This window comes from Pseudomonadaceae bacterium SI-3 (assembly GCA_004010935.1).
GTDB lineage: Bacteria > Pseudomonadota > Gammaproteobacteria > Pseudomonadales > Pseudomonadaceae > Stutzerimonas.
On record CP026511.1, the window covers coordinates 1,524,469 to 1,542,595 of the forward strand.

Here is an 18,127-nt window from a genome sequence, read left to right on the forward strand (position 1 = left end):
TTTGGGTTGGCGCTCAAAGCATAGCCTTCCGTCAGTCTCGTCATTTCTTCGTCACAGACCAAACTAGGTGACGCCATGTCCAGCGATACGCTGCACACCGGGCCGCTTCAACGCGGCCTGAAAAACCGGCACATTCAGCTGATCGCGCTCGGTGGGGCTATTGGAACGGGGCTCTTCCTTGGCTCAGCCGGCGTGCTGCGCAGCGCCGGGCCGTCGATGATCCTCGGCTATGCCATCGGTGGGATGATCGCCTTCCTCATCATGCGTCAGCTCGGCGAGATGATCGTCGAGGAGCCGGTTGCGGGATCCTTCAGTCATTTTGCGCACAAATATTGGGCCCCTTATGCAGGCTTTCTCTCCGGTTGGAATTACTGGGTGCTGTATGTCCTGGTGGGGATGGCCGAACTGACCGCGGTGGGCAAGTACGTCCAGTTTTGGTGGCCGGAGGTGCCGACCTGGGCCACCGCTGCGGTGTTTTTTGTGCTGATCAATCTGATCAACCTAGTCAACGTTAAGACCTTTGGTGAGACTGAGTTCTGGTTCGCGATCGTCAAGGTCGGAGCCATTGTCGGCATGATTGCGCTCGGCCTGTACCTCTTGCTGAGCGGCGCGGGTGGCGAACAGGCTAGCTTCAGCAACCTCTGGAGCCACGGCGGGTTCTTCCCCAACGGCATCAGCGGGATGGTCATGGCCTTGGCAATCATCATGTTTTCATTCGGCGGCTTGGAGCTGGTGGGGATCACCGCAGCTGAAGCATCCGACCCGAAGACAGTCATTCCCAAAGCCATCAATCAGGTCGTTTATCGGATTCTGATCTTCTACATTGGCGCGCTCAGCGTTCTGCTCGCGCTCTATCCTTGGGACAGTCTGCTGGAAACGCTGGGTTCGGCCGGCGACCCCTACAGCGGCAGCCCTTTCGTGCAAATCTTTTCACTGATCGGCAGTGACACGGCTGCGCACATTCTCAACTTTGTGGTGCTGACGGCGGCTCTCTCTGTCTATAACAGCGGCGTGTATTGCAACAGTCGCATGCTGTACGGCCTGGCGGAGCAGGGCGATGCGCCGAAGGTGCTGATGACGGTTAACCGTCGTGGGGTGCCGGTGCTTGCAATCGCTGTCTCTGCACTCGTCACCATGCTCTGTGTGCTGGTGAACTACCTGCTGCCGCAAACAGCGCTTGAGTTGCTCATGTCGTTGGTGGTTGCGGCGCTGCTGATCAACTGGGCGATGATCAGTCTCGCCCACTTGAAGTTTCGCAAGGCAATGAAAGCGCAGGGCATCGAGCCTTCGTTCAAGGCTTTTTGGTATCCGCTCAGCAATTACATTTGCCTGGCGTTCGTAGCATTGATTGCCGCGATCATGTTGTCGATGCCCGGTCTGCGAACTTCGATCATCGCGATTCCATTTTGGGCGCTGTTTATCTGGCTGTGCTTCCGGTTGCGGCTTTCGAGCCGGCGTGCCGCGCATGGTTGATACGTTGAGGCGTATGGCCACAGCGAACAAAAAAAACCCGGCGTCGCTAGGAGCCGGGTCAAGACCATTAGGAGTATGAGGTCACGTCCTCGCTCCCTCAGCTGGCCGAGCAGTGGGGGGATTGCGCGGCCAGTGATTGCAGTATTGGTCCGAATCCTCAACGCTGCTGAGCGATTGCGGCGATTTTTAAACGGATTTGGAATAGTCGCGTCCAGGCTGATCGCTCACTTCGCGAGCAGCCCGCGAACAACCGCCAAGCTCTGCTCGATGACCGCTGGCGGCGTGTAGAAATGTGGTGAGAATCTGATCCCTCCACCACGAAGCGCACAGACGACCTGCTCCTCCTTGAGGCGTTGAAAGAGCGTCGAGTTGTCTATCCCATCGATACGGAACGTCAGAATGCCGGCTCGCCGAGCTGGATCGGTTGGGCTCAGCAATTCGGCCCCCGGCATGGCCGATAGCTCTCGCTGGAGGTGGTCGATGCGTTCGGCCAGTGCCTGTGCCACCGTGACTATTCCCACCTCTTCCAATAAGGACAGGCTGGCTTCCAATGCCATGGCGCCGAGCAGATTCGGGCTGCCGCACTCGAAGCGCTGCGCGCTGCTCGCCGGCTGCCAATCGCTGCGGTCATAATCGCCGGCGTGCTCGAGCATATGCCAGCCGTACTCGTGAAGCTTGAGCTGATCGCGTAGATCGCTCCGGCAATAGAACACACCCAGGCCTTCTGGGCCCAGCAGCCATTTATGTCCGTCGGCCATCGCAAATGCGCACCGGCATTGCTGAGCATCGAATGGCAGCGCGCCCAGCTGTTGGATTGCGTCGATGCACAGCAGTACGCCACGTTGTTCGCAGCCTTCACCGAGTCGCGGCAGGTCTAGCCGCAGGCCGCTCGCGTACTGCACGGCGCTGATCGCCAGCAAGCGAACGTTCGGCCCGCAGGCCGCGAGCAGGTCGCCTTCGGGATCTTCTCCCTTGAGGCTGACCTGGATGACCTCGACCCCTTGCGGCCGCAACGCCTCCCAAACTACACGGTTGGAGGGAAACTCCTCGTCGCTGATGACGACCTGGTCACCGGGCTTCCACTCCAGTCCAAAGGCTACGAAAGACAGTGCTTCCGAGGTGTTCTTGACCAGCGCTATGTCTGCTGGGGTTGGTGCGTTCAGCAATCTGGCCAGGCGATTTCGCAGACGGGTTTCGACCGCCAGCCACTGCGGGTAGTCGCGCGCGCCAATCGTGATGTTCTGTTGGGCAAATCTGGTTACCGCATCGCTCGCACGGCGAGGCCAGGGCGAGACGGCCGCGTGATTCAGGTACCGCAAGCCGTCGATTTGGGGGAATTCGTCATTCAATGTACTCATAGGCAATCTTCCGTGCATTTTCTGACTAAACAGGCATAATCATCTGCTTCGATTTTTCACACTGCAGCCACTTATGCAAAATGAATCCCGTAAGGTCCGCGAATTTCGCCGTCGCGAACAAGAGATTCTCGACACGGCGCTCCAGTTGTTCCTCGAACAGGGAGAAGACAGCGTCACCGTCGAGATGATCGCCGACAGGGTGGGGATCGGCAAAGGCACCATCTACAAGCACTTCAAATCAAAGGCCGAAATCTACCTGCGGCTGATGCTCGACTACGAGCGGGATCTGAACGAGCTGCTGCATTCACCGAGTCTTGATCAGGACAAAGAAGCGCTGTCTCGCGCCTACTTCGAGTTTCGCATGGGCGATCCCCAGCGCTATCGGTTGTTCGACCGTCTCGAGGAAAAGGTGGTCAAGGGTAATCAGGTACCGGAAATGGTCGAGGAGCTGCACCGTATCCGTGCCTCCAACTTCGAGCACCTAACTCAGCTGATCAAAGGGCGCATTGCCGAAGGAAAGCTGGAGGACGTGCCGCCTTATTTCCACTATTGCGCAGCCTGGGCCTTGGTACATGGGGCTGTAGCGCTCTACCACTCGCCGTTCTGGAGCAATGTTCTGGAGGATCAAGAAGGCTTCTTCCAGTTTCTTATGGATATCGGCGTGCGTATGGGCAACAAGCGCAAGCGAGACTAGCCCAGTCTCTGCAATGTGGTGGCGTACTAATGATAGGGTCGCGGAGCATTCTCTAGAATTGAGAACGCATAAAGGTTGGTGACTGAAACGGGGCATTCGGGCTATATAGGGCAGCGGACTTCCTCGACCGCTGCTGTGCCTTCGCGACTGCCCTGGTCGTTACTGCTGGAAAACCATCTCAGCATTTGGATTTCAGATTCAGCGTCCCAACGAAGTGTGATGCTTCACCAAAGGAAGCCTCACGACCAGCTCACTTCCTTTACCGCTTCCCTCACTCTTGCCGGTCACCGTCCCGCCGTGTGCCTTGACCAACTCGCGCACTACCGTCAGACCGATGCCCAGCCCTGCGCCGTTGAAACCAACCGCATTCACATCCTGCACGAATGGCTCGAAAATGAACGGTAGCGCTTGTGCTGTGATCCCGATGCCGTTATCGCGAATGCTGACCTCCACCATGTCCGCTTCGGCAGTCGCCAAAAGGCTGACCGAGCCACCGACCGGCGTGTACTTGGCCGCATTACCCAACAGGTTGCCAAGAATCTGGGCGAGCCGCATGGGGTCGCCGTTTATTGCCAGCTCCCCGTCGGGGAGTATTGTGCTCAAGTGTATGTTGCGCGCGATCATTACCGGACTGCAGAGATCTACAGCTTCATGGATGATCTGAACCAGATCGACAACGCAACATTTGAGTCGAAACTTGCCGGTGCTGGCGCGCGCGAGGTCGAGCAGATCTTCTACCAGTCGAGACATGTGGCGCACCTGTCCCTCGATCAAGGCCTGCATTCGCGGCAGCTCCTCACTGGGCACACGACCCAGACGCCCTGCGATCATGCTGATGGGAGTCAGGGGATTGCGCAGTTCGTGAGCTACCAATGCGAGTACCTGGCGTTGCTGCTCCAGGGCGAGTTCGGCTGAGGCCTGTAGGTCTTTTGCGCTCAAGGCGGCCGTAACCAACTGTTCGTTGGCTTCACGCATATCCTCATATAGCTGCTGCTCTGCTTGCGTGAGCTGCGATCTTTTTGCATCCGACTGCGCTAACAGGGTCGCTAGAACCAATTGCTGGTTGGCCTCGATCAGCTGCTCCATCTGCTGACTGTCGACGAGCTGGGCGTTGGTGTCGTTGAGCTCTTTATGCAATGCCGCCAGCACCGCACGCGCTTCAACGGTTTGCTGCCCGAGTCGGAACAGTTCGCTGGAGGCGGTAGCCATTGCTTGAGCGTTGTCGGCACTGGTCGTTTTCACGAGGTTGTGTTCACCCCACGTTCCCACTGAGACGCCGTTGGGTAGGTCGGCCTCCGAGCAGACCTTCTTGATCTGACAACATCTCACCGATCTGTAGACCGTCATCGTCAATGCGATACAGGCGTAACTCATCCGAATGACTGCTGGCGCGCACCTTGGCCACCGCCATGATGCGCAACAAGCGGCTCTCTACTTCTATATAACGTTGGACGATGATGGCGTCGGTGAGAAAGGCCGTACCGTAAGGGCTGAATCGCAAGTCCGTGTAGCGATCTTCGAGCTCCGAGGTCATCAGCACACTGACCCCAACAGAGGTCAGTGCGGTGACCATCCTTGAAAGCGATTCCCGATAGTCTTCACGGAATGTAGGTGCCAGCGGCAGCTCGAAGCCAGAGAGGGAATCGATTACCACGCGGGTCGCCTTCAATCGGTCGATCTCGCTCAACAGCTGAGAAACGATTTCATCGATGGATAGGTCCGGGGCACGACTGTCGACCAAACCGACTTGGTCGTGCTTGATCAAATCGGCAAGGGTGGCATTTTGCGAGCGATTGGGTCGTTGTTCGAATACGGCGATGACCCCGGTTTCGCCATTGCGAACACCCTCGGCGAGAAAAGAAGCAGCCAGAATGCTTTTACCAGAACCCGATGGCCCGGCCACGAGCAGTGAGTAGCCCCGAGGGAGGCCCCCGCCCATCATATCGTCGAGCCGCGGTACGCCCATGTTCAGGCGCTTCATAGGGAAGGTTCGCGGTGCCTCGACGGTACTAGACGCCGCGGGTGCAAATACCTTGATTCCCGATGTGGCGATGCGGAACGTGTGCAACCCGGGCAACGTTGGCTGGCCGCGCATCTTCATGATTTCCATCTTACGTACCATGGAATTGCGCTGAACGCTCTGGCGCAACCAGATCAGCCCATCGGCCACGGTGAAAATCGGGTTGGTATCGGTTTCGGTGAAGTACTCACCAATCAGAAAGGTCGTTGCCTGCCAAGTGGTCATCAGCATGCCCAGTTGTTGAACGAACTGCGGCAGATTGTTGTTCGGGTTGTTCTGGGTCTGGCTTGCCAGCACTACCGAACGGAACGAATCGACGAACACCAGCGCGGGCGAATGGCTTTCGACTTCGCTGACGATACGCCGCAGCACTTCGTCCAGATCGCCGGCGAGGGTGTCGTCAGCCAGGTTGATGTAGCGGATCGACTTGTTAATCGCTTCGCTGTCGAAAAACTCGAACTGCTGTTGATAGCGCAGCATTTTCAGCGGTGGCTCACCGAGCACCGTAAAAAAAAGCGCGGGGCGTTCTGGGGTCGCCAGCGCGAACATCATCTGGTGAGCCAGGGTGGTTTTGCCACAGCCTGGGGGGCCAGCGATCAGGTTGAAGGAAAACTCCGGCAACCCTCCGCCAAGCACTTCGTCCAACCCCGGCACACCGGTGGCTAGGCGGTTGATAGTCGCTTTGGTGCTCATGGCGATTTTTCCTGCGCAGGGGTTTCGCTCGAAGAAGGTTCCCACACACCGCGAAGCAAGCGTGTAGTGAGCGACGACCCGATAAGCGTGGTCAGCAGCTCGTGGAATGTAACTAGCAACACCTCACCAAAAAACAGCGCTTCGGCTTCGCTTTGCTTAACGAGCACGGCCTGCAGAACAGTCAGGTCGAGAGAAGCCTGCATCCCGTCATAAGTGCTGGCCAGGTGTGGGTGGTGAGAGAGGCACAGGTGCAGGCTACGGCGATAGAGGGCAGCAACGCCTTGCTGCCCAACGATGGGGGTCAGCGATGAGTCTATGTCCTGCAGTATGGAGATGATCGCCTGGGCAACTGCTGCGGCGTCAGGGTTAGGGCCAACGCGACGCGTCAGAGAATCTACAATCTCATGGCTCTCTTCGCTTCGCGTGGACATGGCTAGCCGATATCTGATGGGGCAGGTGTCGATAGTACACCCTAAGGCGAGAAGCGAAGACTCAAATGGCCAGAGCGATGCTAATGCGCTCGTGCCGTTGATTTATCCGCAGGGCCATGGTGCCAATCATGCACGTATGGCGGGCTACTATTCGCTTCGCAGGATATCGGTGGCACCCCATCAATTGACGGCACTAGTTCATTGCTGCACGACGGAAGGCGATAGTGAACGGCGCATCGTCGAACTGGCGTGTTTGCTGCATTGCTTCGCTAATAGTCGGTTTTCCGTCACGTCTGGAGCGAGAGATGAATGTGTTTAGCCTTATCGTGGCCGCACTCCTGTTAAGCGGCTGCATGAAGGTAAGCGACATGGCTGAGGGGACCCGCCATCAGCTGCGCGACGTTGGTATTCTCGACCATAGCGAGACTGTCAGGTCCGCCTCGTGGCGCCTGCAGCCCGACTCGTTCATCTACATTGCGCAGGGTCACTTCGTTCCCCCAGGTGGCGCCTATCCGCGCCCGAACGTAGTAGCCGAAGAGGCGTTTGAGAGCTTTGTTCTGTACTTTCCGCTGGTCCGGCGTGCTCCAGAACCTGTAGGACTGGAAGAAGCATTGAACCAGGCGGCAATCGCTGGTGCCCATTACTTGCTGTACACACGATTCGCCGCAGCAGACGACCGTATCGGCAGTTTCGATGAGTTTGATGACCAACGCGCGCTTGATCGACTGGGTGTTGATACGAGCACGGTTCAGTTGATGCTGATCGAGACCGGCAATAGGTATCTGGCCGATACGGCAAGTATTCGCAGTCGCGGCGGATTGCTAAACATCTATGACGCGACACCGCAGGTCTTGTTGGGTCCGCCCTTGCGTGATTACGCCCGGCGTCTGATAGGCCTGGGGCGCTGAGGAGCCAATATGAGCGATGCGGGAAAAGCTGCGAATCTGTTGAGTCAGATTCCCAAAGCCGAGAAGAAAGGCTTGCCACCGGTGCACCTGTGGAATCCGCCGTTCTGTGGTGATCTGGACATGCGGATCATGCGCGACGGTAGCTGGTTCTACCAGGGCACGCCTATCGGGCGGCCTGCTATGGTGCGACTGTTTTCCACGGTGATCCGGCGAGACGGCGATGATTACTTCCTGGTGACCCCAGTCGAGAAGGTCGGCATCAAGGTGGATGATGCGCCGTTCGTGGCGGTTGAACTGGTGGCAGAGGGAAGCGGAGAAGCCCAGGTGCTGCGCTTTATCACCAATGTCGGCGACGAAACCGAAGCGGGAGCAGAGCACCCAATCCGGGTCGAGCTAGATCCGGATACTCAGGAGCCAGCACCCTACGTTCATGTGCGGGCCAACCTCGAAGCGCTGATTCATCGCAACGTGTTCTACCAGTTGGTGGAACTGGCCGTGCCGCGTGAAATCGATGGCGGCGATTGGCTGGGGGTCTGGAGCCAAGGCCAGTTTTTCCCGATCGGTCGCTCCGAGTAGTTCGAATAGGGCGTATCGCTACAGAAGGAAGCCGTATCGCGCGTGCTGTGCCAATGGGTGATTAGTCGGTCCGCCAGAGGATTTCGGCTTCGCCGCGCTCGCTGACGCTGATCCAGCGGTCGGCGTCTTCCACCGATTCTTCTTCCTGCCAACCGCCCGGCGCGCAGCGAATCTCTACTCCTAGTGCCTGATAGGCGTCGCGGGCGCAGGCGACATCATCTTCCCAGGGTGTCGAGTCGCTTTCGAGCAACAGGCTGTGCCACTTTCCCACGGCCTTCGGCAGCCAGATCACTGGAATGTCGCCGGCTCTGCACTTGAAGGTTTTACCCTTGGCTTGCCAGGCAGAGCAGCTTCCGACCGCCTGGTTCAGCCACTCAGTGACGGCGTCCTGGCTCGCGTCCCTTAGGTAAATTTCGATATCCGGTTGACGCATGGGATGGCCTTGTCTGGCTGATGTTGCAGCCGGTTGATGTTGACTGTTGAAGCCTAGAAGGCTGCATCAGACGCATTGGATCGACCCAAAAGCCGATGCCGTATTCGTTTGGATAACCTGATCAGTCTCGCTGAATCCAGTCATAGCGTATCGCAACCCGTACGTGCAATGGCGCTTGGATGACTGCTGCGCGGCGTTCGGCGCTGGCGCGCCAACCGTGCGGGGTCATCGCCAGTAGATCAGCACGGGCTTGTGGGTCATCCAGTTGCAGCTCGAAGGACAGTGTCTCGCTGTGAGCGAGGTGCATGCCTTCGGGGATCAGCGAAAGATGCTTCTGATCGTCGTAGTCGCGGACTTCGTCGTACAGCAGACCTCGCAATTCCCATAAGTGCTCGCTAGTCGGACCCATGCGCAGCAGACCGCCGCCGGGTGCTAGCAGACGCCGTGCTTCGGTCCAGTCCAGCGGGCTGAATACACTGGCCAGCAGATCGCAGCTGGCATCAGCCAGTGGCACCCGTGCCATGCTTGCTACCAGCCACTCGATCTGCGGCGCACGCTTACAGGCGCGTTTGACGGCTTCACGGGAGATGTCCAGCGCGTAGCCGTCCGCATCGGGCAAAGCCTGAGCAATCTGCGCTGTGTAATAACCTTCGCCACAGCCGATATCCAGCCAGCGACTCGGTGAGCGTTCGCCTGCCAGCTGTGCCAGTCGCCTCGCCAGCGGTGCGTAGTAACCCCCCTCGAGGAAGCGCTGCCGCGCCTCGACCATGGCCTGGTTGTCGCCCGGGTCGCGGCTGTTCTTGTGCTGCACTGGCAGCAGATTGAGATAGCCCTGGCGGGCCCGATCGAATCGGTGATTAGCCGGGCAGGCGACGCCGTTGTCCGCCGCGCTGAGCTCGGCGTGGCAGATAGGACAGGTCAGCATGCGAGCAGGTTGACCAGGGTCTGGTAGTAGATCTCGGTGAGCAGGTTGAGGTCGCTGGCGAGGATATGCTCATCCACCTGATGAATCGTTGCATTGACCGGGCCCAGCTCGACGACCTGGGTGCCCAAAGTCGCGATGAAACGCCCGTCCGAGGTGCCGCCACTGGTGGACGGTGTGGTCTCGCGGCCAGTGACGCTGCGGATTGCCGCAGCCACGCCGTCGAGCAGGTCACCGGGTTCAGTCAGGAAGGGTAGGCCCGAAAGGGCCCAGTCGACGTTCCAGTCGAGACCGTGTTTATCGAGAATCGCCGCAGTGCGTTGCTGCAACCCTTCGACGGTGGATTCGGTGGAAAAACGGAAATTGAACACCGCCTCCAGCGTGCCGGGGATGACGTTGGTGGCGCCTGTGCCCGAATTCAGATTGGAGATCTGGAAGCTGGTCGGCGGGAAGAAGTCATTGCCATCGTCCCAGTGTTCACCCGCCAGTTCGGCCAGTGCCGGTGCCGCCAGATGGATCGGGTTCTTGGCAAGATGCGGGTAAGCCACATGGCCCTGTTGGCCGCGAACCGTAAGCGTGCCACCGAGCGAGCCGCGGCGGCCGTTTTTGACCACGTCGCCGACCAGCGTAGTGCTCGATGGCTCACCAACGATGCACCAGTCAAGCCGCTGGCCGCGCTCACGCAAGCGCTCTACCACAGCCTTTGTGCCGTGGTGCGCAGGGCCTTCCTCGTCGCTGGTGATGAGGAAAGCGATCTGGCCTTTGTGGTCCGGATGCTCAGCGGTAAAGCGCTCGACCGCGACAATCATCGACGCCAGGCTGCCTTTCATGTCGGCAGCGCCACGGCCATGAAGCATGCCGTTTTCGTCGATTCGCGCGGCAAACGGAGGATTCTGCCACGCCTGTATCGGGCCGGTAGGGACCACGTCGGTATGGCCGGCGAAGCACAACACGGGACCTTCGGTGCCACGGATTGCCCAGAAGTTCTCGACGTCCTCAATGTGCATCGGCTCGATAGCAAAGCCGCAGGCGGCGAGGCGCTCACTCATCAGTTGCTGACAGCCCTCATCCAGCGGAGTGACCGATGGCCGATTGATCAGCTCGCAGGCGAGTTCGAGGGTCGGTGAGAGGGCGGCGGCGATCATCACAGCTCCGGGGCAAGGCGGGAAAAGGCGCCATATTAAATTAAAAATGAGGGCAGCAGCGGACCGGAAAGACCCGTTTTCGAAACGCCTCGGTATGCCTGGCTGCGACGACGTGGGGCTCGGGCCTATAATCGGCAAACGTCTTGTTTGAGGTATGACATGTCTATCGACGATCAACGTTTCGGCGGCATTGCCCGTCTGTACGGCTCCGAGGGGCTGCAGCGTTTAGCGGCTGCGCATGTCGCGGTGGTCGGTATCGGCGGGGTCGGCTCTTGGGCGGCCGAAGCGCTGGCGCGCAGTGGCGTCGGTGAAATCAGTCTGTTCGATCTCGATGATGTCTGCATCACCAACACCAACCGGCAGGTCCATGCGCTCGAAGGCGCGGTGGGCAAGCCAAAGGTGGATGAAATGTCGGCGCGGATAAAGGCGATCAACCCGGCGTGTGTGGTTCACGCCGTGGCCGACTTCGTGACTCGCGAAACCATGGCCGAGTACATCACCGAGCAGCTGGATTGCGTTATTGACTGCATCGACAGCGTGCCGGCCAAGGCCGCGCTCATCGCCTGGTGCAAACGTCGCAAGATCCAGATCATCGCCACTGGGGGCGCGGGCGGACAGGTGGACCCCACCCAGATCCAGGTCGCTGATTTGAACAAAACGTTCAACGACCCCCTCGCGGCGAAAGCGCGTTCGCTATTACGGCGTGAATACAATTTCTCTCGAACCCCTGGTCGGACCTACAGCGTGCCGTGTGTGTTTTCCACCGAACAGCTGCGCTACCCCAAGCCAGATGGTGGCGTCTGTCAAAGCAAAAGCTTCGTCGGTGAAGGGGTGAAGCTCGACTGTGCCGGCGGGTTCGGCGCGTCGATGATGGTGACGGCCAGTTTCGGTCTGGTCGCGGCGGCTAAGGCGGTAGACAAGCTGGTCGCCGGGGCGCGGCGGCCGGCGGAGCGTCTGAAAACCTGATAGCGGCGTTTGTCTGGCCTCTGTTAGCGCCGGTCAGGTAGCGGCTGCCAGCTCTCGCATTCTGCCAATAACGGCATTCATCCCATTGGCCCGTGATGGCGAAAGCTGACGTGAGAGGCCAAGCTGGCTGAACCATTCCGCTATGTCGAGCTGCTGTAGCTCGCTGACATTCAGGCCATTGACGCGAACCAGCAGCACGGCGAGCAGCCCACGCAACAGACGCGCCTCGCTGGTGCCGCGGAAATGCCAGTGGTTGTCCTGTCGCTCGCCGACTAGCCAGAGCTTGCTGTCGCATCCGGCAACCAGGTTGAGCGCGTTGCGTTCGGTGTCGCTCAGGGGCTCAAGGCGATCACCCCATTGCATCAACAGCCGCGCCCGTTGTTCCCAGCCGGCAGCCAACTGAAAGGCTTGCAGCGTTTCGGCGGCGGCTTCGGGAAGCGCGGTCATCGCAACATTTCCAGTGCCCGATCCAGCGCATCGAAGAATCGCTCCAGATCGAGTCCGTCGTTATACAGCCCGAGCGATACGCGAATCGCGCCTTCGATATCCAGTCTTTTCATCAAGGGCTGCGCACAATGGGTGCCGCTGCGTATGGCGATACCTTGTTCGGTCAGCAGGTGGGCCAGATCTCCGTGATGGACGCCGTCGACCGTAAAGCTTGCCAGCGCCAGCTGCGGATCGCCGAGCAGTCGCAGGCCTGCCCGTTCGGTCAAACCTGTGCGCAACGCGCTATGCAGGGCGAGCTCGTGCCGGTCAACGGTATCGGCATCCAGTTTCGACAGGTAGTCCAGCGTGGCGCCCAGGCCGATCACACCCCCGATGGGCGGGGTTCCGGCTTCGAAACCCAATGGGGCCGCGTGGAAGTCGGCATGCTGGAAATCAGCGACACGGACCATTTCCCCGCCGAATTGCCAATGCTTGAGTTTGAGCAATGACTCGCCCCGGCCGTAGAGCGCGCCAACACCTTCCGGGCCGTACAGCTTGTGACTGGAGAGCACATAGAAATCGCAGTCCAGCGCCTGCAGGTCATGTCGGCCGTGAACCACGCCTTGGGCACCGTCGACTATGCTGAGCGCGCCCTGCGCCTTGGCCATTGGCAGCAACTCGCGCAATGGCTGCCACGCGCCCAACACGTTCGATAGCTGGCTGACGGCAAGCAGGCGGGTGCGCGGGCCGATCAGGCTGGCTGCTGCCTCGATGTCGATAATGCCGCGCTCGTCGAGCGGCAGTACGACAAGCTTGGCGGCACGTCGCTTGGCCAATTGCTGCCAAGGCAGCAGGTTGGCATGGTGCTCAAGGGCGCTGACGACGATTTCATCGCCAGCTGAAATCAGGTGCTCAAGCCCGTAGGCCAGGAGATTCAGTGCTTCGGTAACGCCGCGTGTAAAAACGATTTCGGTCGGACATGCGGCGTTGAGCCAGCGCGCCACCTTGATACGTGAGTCCTCGAATGCGCGGGTCGCCCGTTCTGCCGGTTGGTGTTGGGCTCGATGCACATTGGCGGTGCCACTGGTGTAGTAGCCGGTGAGGGCATCGATCAGTGCCTGCGGCTTCTGCGAAGTGGCAGCGCTGTCCAGATAGGTCTGACCTTGCGCCTCAAGGATAGCCAAGGCGGGAAAATCGGCGCGCCAGGGGGATGTCAGCGGCATGGGGACTCCTGAAGGCAGGACGGGACGCCTGATGGAGGAACTGCGTAAACCAGGCTGGCGAGCTAGCGCCGGCCTGTCGACGTTTTGACGCTGCGTTTAGTTGTGCGCGTGCAGCGCCTCGTTCAGCTCGATCGCAGACTTGTGCGTCTTGCATTCGACCGCACCGCTCAGCGAATTGCGGCGGAATAGCAGATCCGTCTGGCCGGCCAGTTCGCGCGCCTTGACGACCTTGACCAGCTCGCCTTGCTCATCAAGCAGATTCACCTTGGTGCCGGCTGTGATGTAGAGGCCGGATTCCACGGTGTTTCGGTCGCCCAACGGAATGCCGATCCCCGCGTTTGCGCCGATCAGGCAGCCTTCGCCGACCGAAATGACGATGTTGCCGCCACCGGACAGGGTGCCCATGGTCGAGCAGCCGCCGCCCAGATCCGAGCCCTTGCCGACGAACACGCCAGCGGAGACACGGCCTTCGATCATGCCCGGGCCTTCGGTGCCAGCGTTGAAGTTGATGAAGCCTTCATGCATCACCGTGGTGCCTTCACCGACGTAGGCGCCGAGGCGGATACGCGCGCTGTCGGCGATACGAACACCGGCCGGCACCACGTAGTCGGTCATCTTCGGGATTTTGTCGACCGAGACGACTTCCAGCAGATAGCCCTTCAGGCGCGCTTCCAGTTGGCGCTCGGCCAGCTCGGCCAGATCGACGGCGCCCTGATTGGTCCAGGCGACGTTAGGCAGTAGCGGGAAGATGCCAGTGAGGTTCAAGCCGTGCGGCTTGACCAGACGATGGGAAATCAAATGCAGCTTGAGATAGGCCTCAGGGGTGGAGGTCAGTGCTGCATCCTCGGCGAGCAAGGTCACGACCAACGGGCGCTGGCTTTCGGCAAGGCGGGTCAACAATGCATGTTGAGCGGTGTCGAGTGGCTTGATGGCATCGGCCAGTTGAGCCGCCTGGGTGGTATTGATGGTGACGGCCTGATTGCCACCTTCATAATTCAGCAGGGGCGCAATGGCGGCGACCAGCTCGCCGCTCGGGTGCAGCAGTGGCTGCGCATAGAAAACTTCCAGCCAGCTGCCCTGGCGGTTCTGGGTGCCGACGCCAAACGCCAGGCTGAAGAGGGAATTGCTCATAGGGGGAGTCCTTTATCAGTCGCGCTCGTCTCGGCGAGCGGGTCTCAGTTCTTGGCTGCCAGCTCGGCAGCATAGGTGTCTGGCTTGAAGCCAACGAGCGTCTTGTGGCCCAGATCCAGAATTGGGCGCTTGATCATCGACGGCTGGGCCAGCATCAGTTCGATGGCCTTTGCCTGGTCAAGATCGGCTTTCTGCTCATCGTCCAGCTTGCGGAAGGTCGTGCCAGCACGGTTGAGTACGATCTGCCAACCATGTTCATTGCACCAGGCTTCCAGGTGGGCGCGGTCGATCCCAGCGCTCTTGTAGTCGTGAAATTCATAGCTTAGCCCCTGCTGGTCGAGCCAGGTACGGGCTTTTTTCATGGTGTCGCACGCCTTGATGCCGTACAGGCAGCGTCCTTTGCTTTTATCGGGCATAACAGCTCCGCATTCTCCGGCCAAACTGGGCCGCGGATTATGCCACGATGAGACGAAGCCTGCCGTCTGTGGCGCGAAGCCGGCCTGACCTCCCTGTCGCATGCGCTTGCCACCCGAGTAAAGAGGCTCGACCTTTTCCCCCCAAGATGTTGTCCATTGATCACAATCGTAACGATGAGGTCATGTATGGCACGCAAGCATTTCGAGAACCACGAGGCCATTTCATCCGCCGTTCCTGCTGATGAGGGGTTCGAGGCGGTGATCGCCATCAAGCGTCGCGGCACGGACGAAAATGCACATGTTTTCAAAGTCGCTAACGGGCGCCGTTACGACCTCGCGTCCGAGGCTGACGTGGCCGCGGAGGCAGCGCTGACCAAGGTCATGGAGGTCAGCGATGAAGGTGAGCTGATCTGGGAAGAAAATGCGATCTGACGGGAGGGTGTCATGAGCGAATCGGAAAAGCCGAACACGGACGAGCAGGGTAAGCAGGATGAAAACACGAAGGCTGACGTTCCCGAACACATGAAGCCGGAAAATCTGGAGAAACTGCGCGACTATGGCAAAGACATGATTCCGCCAGGTGTCGCCTGACGCGCTGAGCTGGACGCCGTGGCGTCCGGCTATGACGTCAAAGCGTCGTGATGAACGCGCGGATTCGCTCCGCGGCCTCGACGCAATCCTCCAGCGGCGCCACAAGCGCCATGCGCACACGGCCCGTTCCTGGGCTGACGCCGTCTACCTCGCGTGACAGGTAGGACCCCGGGACCACCGTGACGTGCTCGCGTGCATACAGCTCGCGGGTGAAAAGCTGGTCGTCCACTGGCGACTTCGGCCACAGATAGAAGCCGCCGTCCGGTCGCTGCACGTCCATCACCGGCGAGAGGATCTCCAGCATCGCGTCGAATTTCTCCCGGTACAGCTGCCGATTGGCCTGCACATGAACCTCATCGTTCCAAGCCGCGATGCTAGCCAGTTGGGTTTGCACTGGCATGGCGCAGCCGTGGTAGGTGCGGTACAGCAGAAACGCTTTGAGAATGTCGGCATCGCCCGCGACAAACCCGGAGCGCAGCCCCGGCAGGTTCGAGCGTTTGGAAAGGCTGTGAAAAACCACGCAGCGCTTGAAATCGTTGCGTCCGAGCGCTGCGCATGCAGTCAACAGCCCAGCGGGCGCTTGGTCTTCGTCGAAATACAGCTCGCTGTAGCATTCGTCGGCTGCGATGACGAAATCGAATTCGTCCGCTAATGCGATCAGCTTCTTCAGCGTTTCAAGCGGGACCAGGGCGCCGGTCGGGTTCCCCGGGGAGCAGAGGAAAAGGATCTGCGTCTGCTGCCAGACCTCTGCCGAAACCGCGTCGAAGTCTGGATTGAAGCCATTTTCGGCAGTGCAAGGCAAATAATGCGGCGTGGCGCCGGCCAGAAGTGCCGCACCTTCGTAGATCTGATAGAAGGGGTTGGGGCTGACCACCAGCGCACCCTGTTCGCGGTTGACCACGGCTTGGGTGAAGGCGAACAGCGCTTCACGGGTGCCGTTGACCGGCAATACATGCCGTGCCGGGTCGACTGAGCCTTGAGCCACACCAAAGCGTCGCTCGCACCAGCGGGCGATCGACTCGCGCAACGCCGGGATGCCCTGCGTGGTGGGGTACACCGCAAGCTGGTCAAGGTTGTCGGCCAGTGCTTGAGCGACGAAATCCGGCGAGCGGTGTTTCGGCTCTCCGATCGACAGCGCGATTGCGCGCTTGTCTGCTGGCGGCTGCGCACCGGCAAGCAGGCCGCGCAGTTTTTCGAAAGGATAGGGCTGCAACAGGGTCAAGGCGTCATTCATGGTCAGGTCTTCAAAACGTCGAGAGGCGCCAGGCTGCGCCTCGATTGATTCAGTCTTGGCGGGCGCCGCCGTAGTAGGCGCAGCCGCGTAAGGTCTGGCCGTCCAGGCGTAGCTCGGCAGTCAGATGGCTGACTGCGCCGGTCGCGCTGTCCAGGCAGCGTTGCGGGGCTACCCACAGATCGAGGCGCTGATCGTTGGCTTCGGTACTGAAGCTGGTCTGCCCACCGGGCAGTTGCTCTTCCAGATAGGGCAAGGCCAAGGCCGGTTGGCCGGGACGTTCAAGGAGCAAGCCGCCGCTGGTGATCTTCACGCTCCAGCCTGGCTCGTGACCCGTCGCGCGCAGGAGCAACCGGTTGAAAGTGTCGTCGCTGCAACCCGGCCCCTCTGTCTGCAGGCGATACACGTTAGTCAGCTGAAACTGGTCGCTTTCGCCAATTTGGGTGATCAAACTGCCACGGATGTCAGCAAATAAAGGCTGGTTGCTTCCGGCCATCAGCGGCTGTGCATCGTCGGGCAGTCCTGTCGCGCCGCTGTCGAGCAACGCGAGGTTGCGTCGGCCCTGGCAGCTGCTGAACTGCAATCTGCCGTCCTGCTGGGTGATGGTGCCCTGCAGTCGCTCGGTCGGTCGCGCCGGAGGCTGGTCGTCCCATTGCAGTGACTGACACCCGGCAAAAACCGGTAGGAGACTGAGCAGTAAAGCGCGGGGTGCGATCATGGGCGGGCTCGAATTCAGGCGGGGCAATGCTGCGCCAGTGGGGCTGGCGCAGATGGGTCAGCTACCTTTGACGGGTCGGCCGTCGACGGTACCTTCTTCGAGCATGATCTGGTACTCCTTGCCGTCCTTTTCGACCTGATGCAAGCGGACCAGCATGTAGTCCCAATTCTTCGCGAACCAGAGGATGGTCTGTCGCTTGCTCTGCGTCGGATCGCGCACGCGCTCGACCTTGATCGCATCGACCTGACCGGCCTTCGTGCTGACTTTTTCCTCACCAAGGACGCGGAAATCGTAGGTTTCGATCTCGTCGCCATCTACGACCTGATAGCTCATGCTCTTCTCGCCCGCTGCAACCGCGTGCTGAAGAGCGATCTGATAGGTGGACTTGTCCAGCAGGCCGCGATTCAGCGGAAGCTTCACCGGGTCACCACGGTCTTCTCCGACTACCTGCTTGGCTTGCCAGTCAAAGTCGTGCTCGATGGATTTGCCCTTGCCCAGCCCGCTGCGTTTGAGTCGGTATTTCTGTGGTAGGAAGGTCTCGCCTTCGACTGTGAAAACGCTGCGCTCATTGAAGCTGGCGACCAGCATCGAGGCTTCGAAATCCAGTTCCCAGGTATTGTCATCGCGTTTTTCCAGGCTGCGCTGGGCTGTGCCACTGACAGGTACCTGTTTCCAGTCCGCGGTGTAGCTAGCGGAGAAAGGCTTCAGCTCAAGAGCCTGGACCGGCAGGGCCAGCACGGCGAGGGCGAGCAGCAAGGCACGACGCATAATG

At 59.8% G+C, this 18,127-nt stretch carries 20 protein-coding genes; 6 read left to right on the forward strand and 14 right to left on the reverse strand.

All coding sequences use genetic code 11. The features are described from left to right. The first annotated feature begins 75 nt into the window (after positions 1–75). Positions 76–1,473, forward strand: coding sequence for an aromatic amino acid transporter AroP (locus C1896_07345; GenBank protein AZZ44744.1), 1,398 nt, complete (start codon positions 76–78; stop codon positions 1,471–1,473). A 224-nt stretch (positions 1,474–1,697) separates the two neighbouring features. On the opposite strand, the gene C1896_07350 is transcribed toward C1896_07345, so the two are convergent. After that, complete coding sequence (locus C1896_07350) at positions 1,698–2,831, reverse strand: aminotransferase (GenBank protein AZZ44745.1); 1,134 nt, start codon at positions 2,829–2,831, stop codon at positions 1,698–1,700. Between the two features lie 73 nt (positions 2,832–2,904). On the opposite strand from C1896_07350, the gene C1896_07355 reads away from it, so the two are divergent. Continuing rightward, positions 2,905–3,525, forward strand: a complete 621-nt coding sequence (locus C1896_07355; GenBank protein AZZ44746.1) for a TetR/AcrR family transcriptional regulator — start codon at positions 2,905–2,907, stop codon at positions 3,523–3,525. Between the two features lie 198 nt (positions 3,526–3,723). Here C1896_07355 and C1896_07360 read toward each other — a convergent pair whose 3' ends face one another. From C1896_07360 to C1896_07370, 3 genes are read right to left on the reverse strand one after another with little or no spacing between them, the layout of a single operon-like run. After that, the gene (locus tag C1896_07360; protein ID AZZ47566.1) at positions 3,724–4,734 is read right to left on the reverse strand and encodes a sensor histidine kinase; all 1,011 of its coding nucleotides are present in this window, start codon (positions 4,732–4,734) and stop codon (positions 3,724–3,726) included. 43 nt (positions 4,735–4,777) lie between these two features. Next, on the reverse strand, positions 4,778–6,238 hold the full coding sequence (locus tag C1896_07365; GenBank protein AZZ44747.1) for a protein kinase: 1,461 nt from the start codon (positions 6,236–6,238) through the stop codon (positions 4,778–4,780). Beyond that, positions 6,235–6,555, reverse strand: a complete 321-nt coding sequence (locus tag C1896_07370; protein ID AZZ47567.1) for a hypothetical protein — start codon at positions 6,553–6,555, stop codon at positions 6,235–6,237. The genes C1896_07365 and C1896_07370 overlap by 4 nt, the downstream gene beginning before the upstream one ends. A gap of 419 nt (positions 6,556–6,974) precedes the next feature. Between C1896_07370 and C1896_07375 the strand changes: the two genes are divergently transcribed. Further along, positions 6,975–7,577 carry a DUF4823 domain-containing protein gene (locus C1896_07375; protein AZZ44748.1) on the forward strand — a complete coding sequence of 201 codons (603 nt, stop codon included), beginning with the start codon at positions 6,975–6,977 and terminating at the stop codon, positions 7,575–7,577. Between the two features lie 9 nt (positions 7,578–7,586). Next, positions 7,587–8,153, forward strand: a complete 567-nt coding sequence (locus tag C1896_07380; GenBank protein AZZ44749.1) for a DUF1285 domain-containing protein — start codon at positions 7,587–7,589, stop codon at positions 8,151–8,153. 61 nt (positions 8,154–8,214) lie between these two features. On the opposite strand, the gene C1896_07385 is transcribed toward C1896_07380, so the two are convergent. The 3 genes from C1896_07385 to C1896_07395 form a co-directional block, all read right to left on the reverse strand. Beyond that, complete coding sequence (locus tag C1896_07385) at positions 8,215–8,586, reverse strand: hypothetical protein (GenBank protein ID AZZ44750.1); 372 nt, start codon at positions 8,584–8,586, stop codon at positions 8,215–8,217. A gap of 121 nt (positions 8,587–8,707) precedes the next feature. Next, positions 8,708–9,511 carry an SAM-dependent methyltransferase gene (locus C1896_07390; protein ID AZZ44751.1) on the reverse strand — a complete coding sequence of 268 codons (804 nt, stop codon included), beginning with the start codon at positions 9,509–9,511 and terminating at the stop codon, positions 8,708–8,710. Next, complete coding sequence (locus tag C1896_07395; GenBank protein AZZ44752.1) at positions 9,505–10,653, reverse strand: succinyl-diaminopimelate desuccinylase; 1,149 nt, start codon at positions 10,651–10,653, stop codon at positions 9,505–9,507. Before C1896_07395 ends, C1896_07390 begins: the two co-directional genes overlap by 7 nt. Positions 10,654–10,812: 159 nt before the next feature. On the opposite strand from C1896_07395, the gene C1896_07400 reads away from it, so the two are divergent. Beyond that, positions 10,813–11,619: a tRNA cyclic N6-threonylcarbamoyladenosine(37) synthase TcdA gene (locus C1896_07400; protein AZZ44753.1), complete on the forward strand. Its 807-nt coding sequence runs from the start codon at positions 10,813–10,815 to the stop codon at positions 11,617–11,619. A gap of 33 nt (positions 11,620–11,652) precedes the next feature. Here the strand turns inward: C1896_07400 and C1896_07405 are convergent, their stop codons facing one another. The 4 genes from C1896_07405 to C1896_07420 form a co-directional block, all read right to left on the reverse strand. Then, positions 11,653–12,066, reverse strand: a complete 414-nt coding sequence (locus tag C1896_07405; GenBank protein AZZ44754.1) for a Fe-S metabolism protein SufE — start codon at positions 12,064–12,066, stop codon at positions 11,653–11,655. Beyond that, the gene (locus tag C1896_07410; GenBank protein AZZ44755.1) at positions 12,063–13,268 is read right to left on the reverse strand and encodes a cysteine desulfurase CsdA; all 1,206 of its coding nucleotides are present in this window, start codon (positions 13,266–13,268) and stop codon (positions 12,063–12,065) included. The genes C1896_07405 and C1896_07410 overlap by 4 nt, the downstream gene beginning before the upstream one ends. Positions 13,269–13,364: 96 nt before the next feature. Next, positions 13,365–14,399, reverse strand: a complete 1,035-nt coding sequence (gene dapD / locus C1896_07415) for a 2,3,4,5-tetrahydropyridine-2,6-dicarboxylate N-succinyltransferase (GenBank protein AZZ44756.1) — start codon at positions 14,397–14,399, stop codon at positions 13,365–13,367. A gap of 44 nt (positions 14,400–14,443) precedes the next feature. Next, the gene (locus C1896_07420) at positions 14,444–14,815 is read right to left on the reverse strand and encodes an ArsC family reductase (protein AZZ44757.1); all 372 of its coding nucleotides are present in this window, start codon (positions 14,813–14,815) and stop codon (positions 14,444–14,446) included. Positions 14,816–15,001: 186 nt separating this feature from the next. On the opposite strand from C1896_07420, the gene C1896_07425 reads away from it, so the two are divergent. Beyond that, complete coding sequence (locus C1896_07425; protein AZZ44758.1) at positions 15,002–15,247, forward strand: hypothetical protein; 246 nt, start codon at positions 15,002–15,004, stop codon at positions 15,245–15,247. Positions 15,248–15,443: 196 nt separating this feature from the next. On the opposite strand, the gene dapC is transcribed toward C1896_07425, so the two are convergent. Genes dapC through C1896_07440 form a run of 3 tightly spaced genes read right to left on the reverse strand, consistent with a single transcriptional unit; the run spans position 15,444 to position 18,123 of the window. Next, complete coding sequence (dapC, locus tag C1896_07430) at positions 15,444–16,640, reverse strand: succinyldiaminopimelate transaminase (GenBank protein ID AZZ44759.1); 1,197 nt, start codon at positions 16,638–16,640, stop codon at positions 15,444–15,446. A 49-nt stretch (positions 16,641–16,689) separates the two neighbouring features. Then, positions 16,690–17,355 carry a hypothetical protein gene (locus C1896_07435; GenBank protein ID AZZ44760.1) on the reverse strand — a complete coding sequence of 222 codons (666 nt, stop codon included), beginning with the start codon at positions 17,353–17,355 and terminating at the stop codon, positions 16,690–16,692. A gap of 57 nt (positions 17,356–17,412) precedes the next feature. Beyond that, on the reverse strand, positions 17,413–18,123 hold the full coding sequence (locus C1896_07440; GenBank protein AZZ44761.1) for a DUF3108 domain-containing protein: 711 nt from the start codon (positions 18,121–18,123) through the stop codon (positions 17,413–17,415). Between the last annotated feature and the right edge of the window lie 4 nt (positions 18,124–18,127).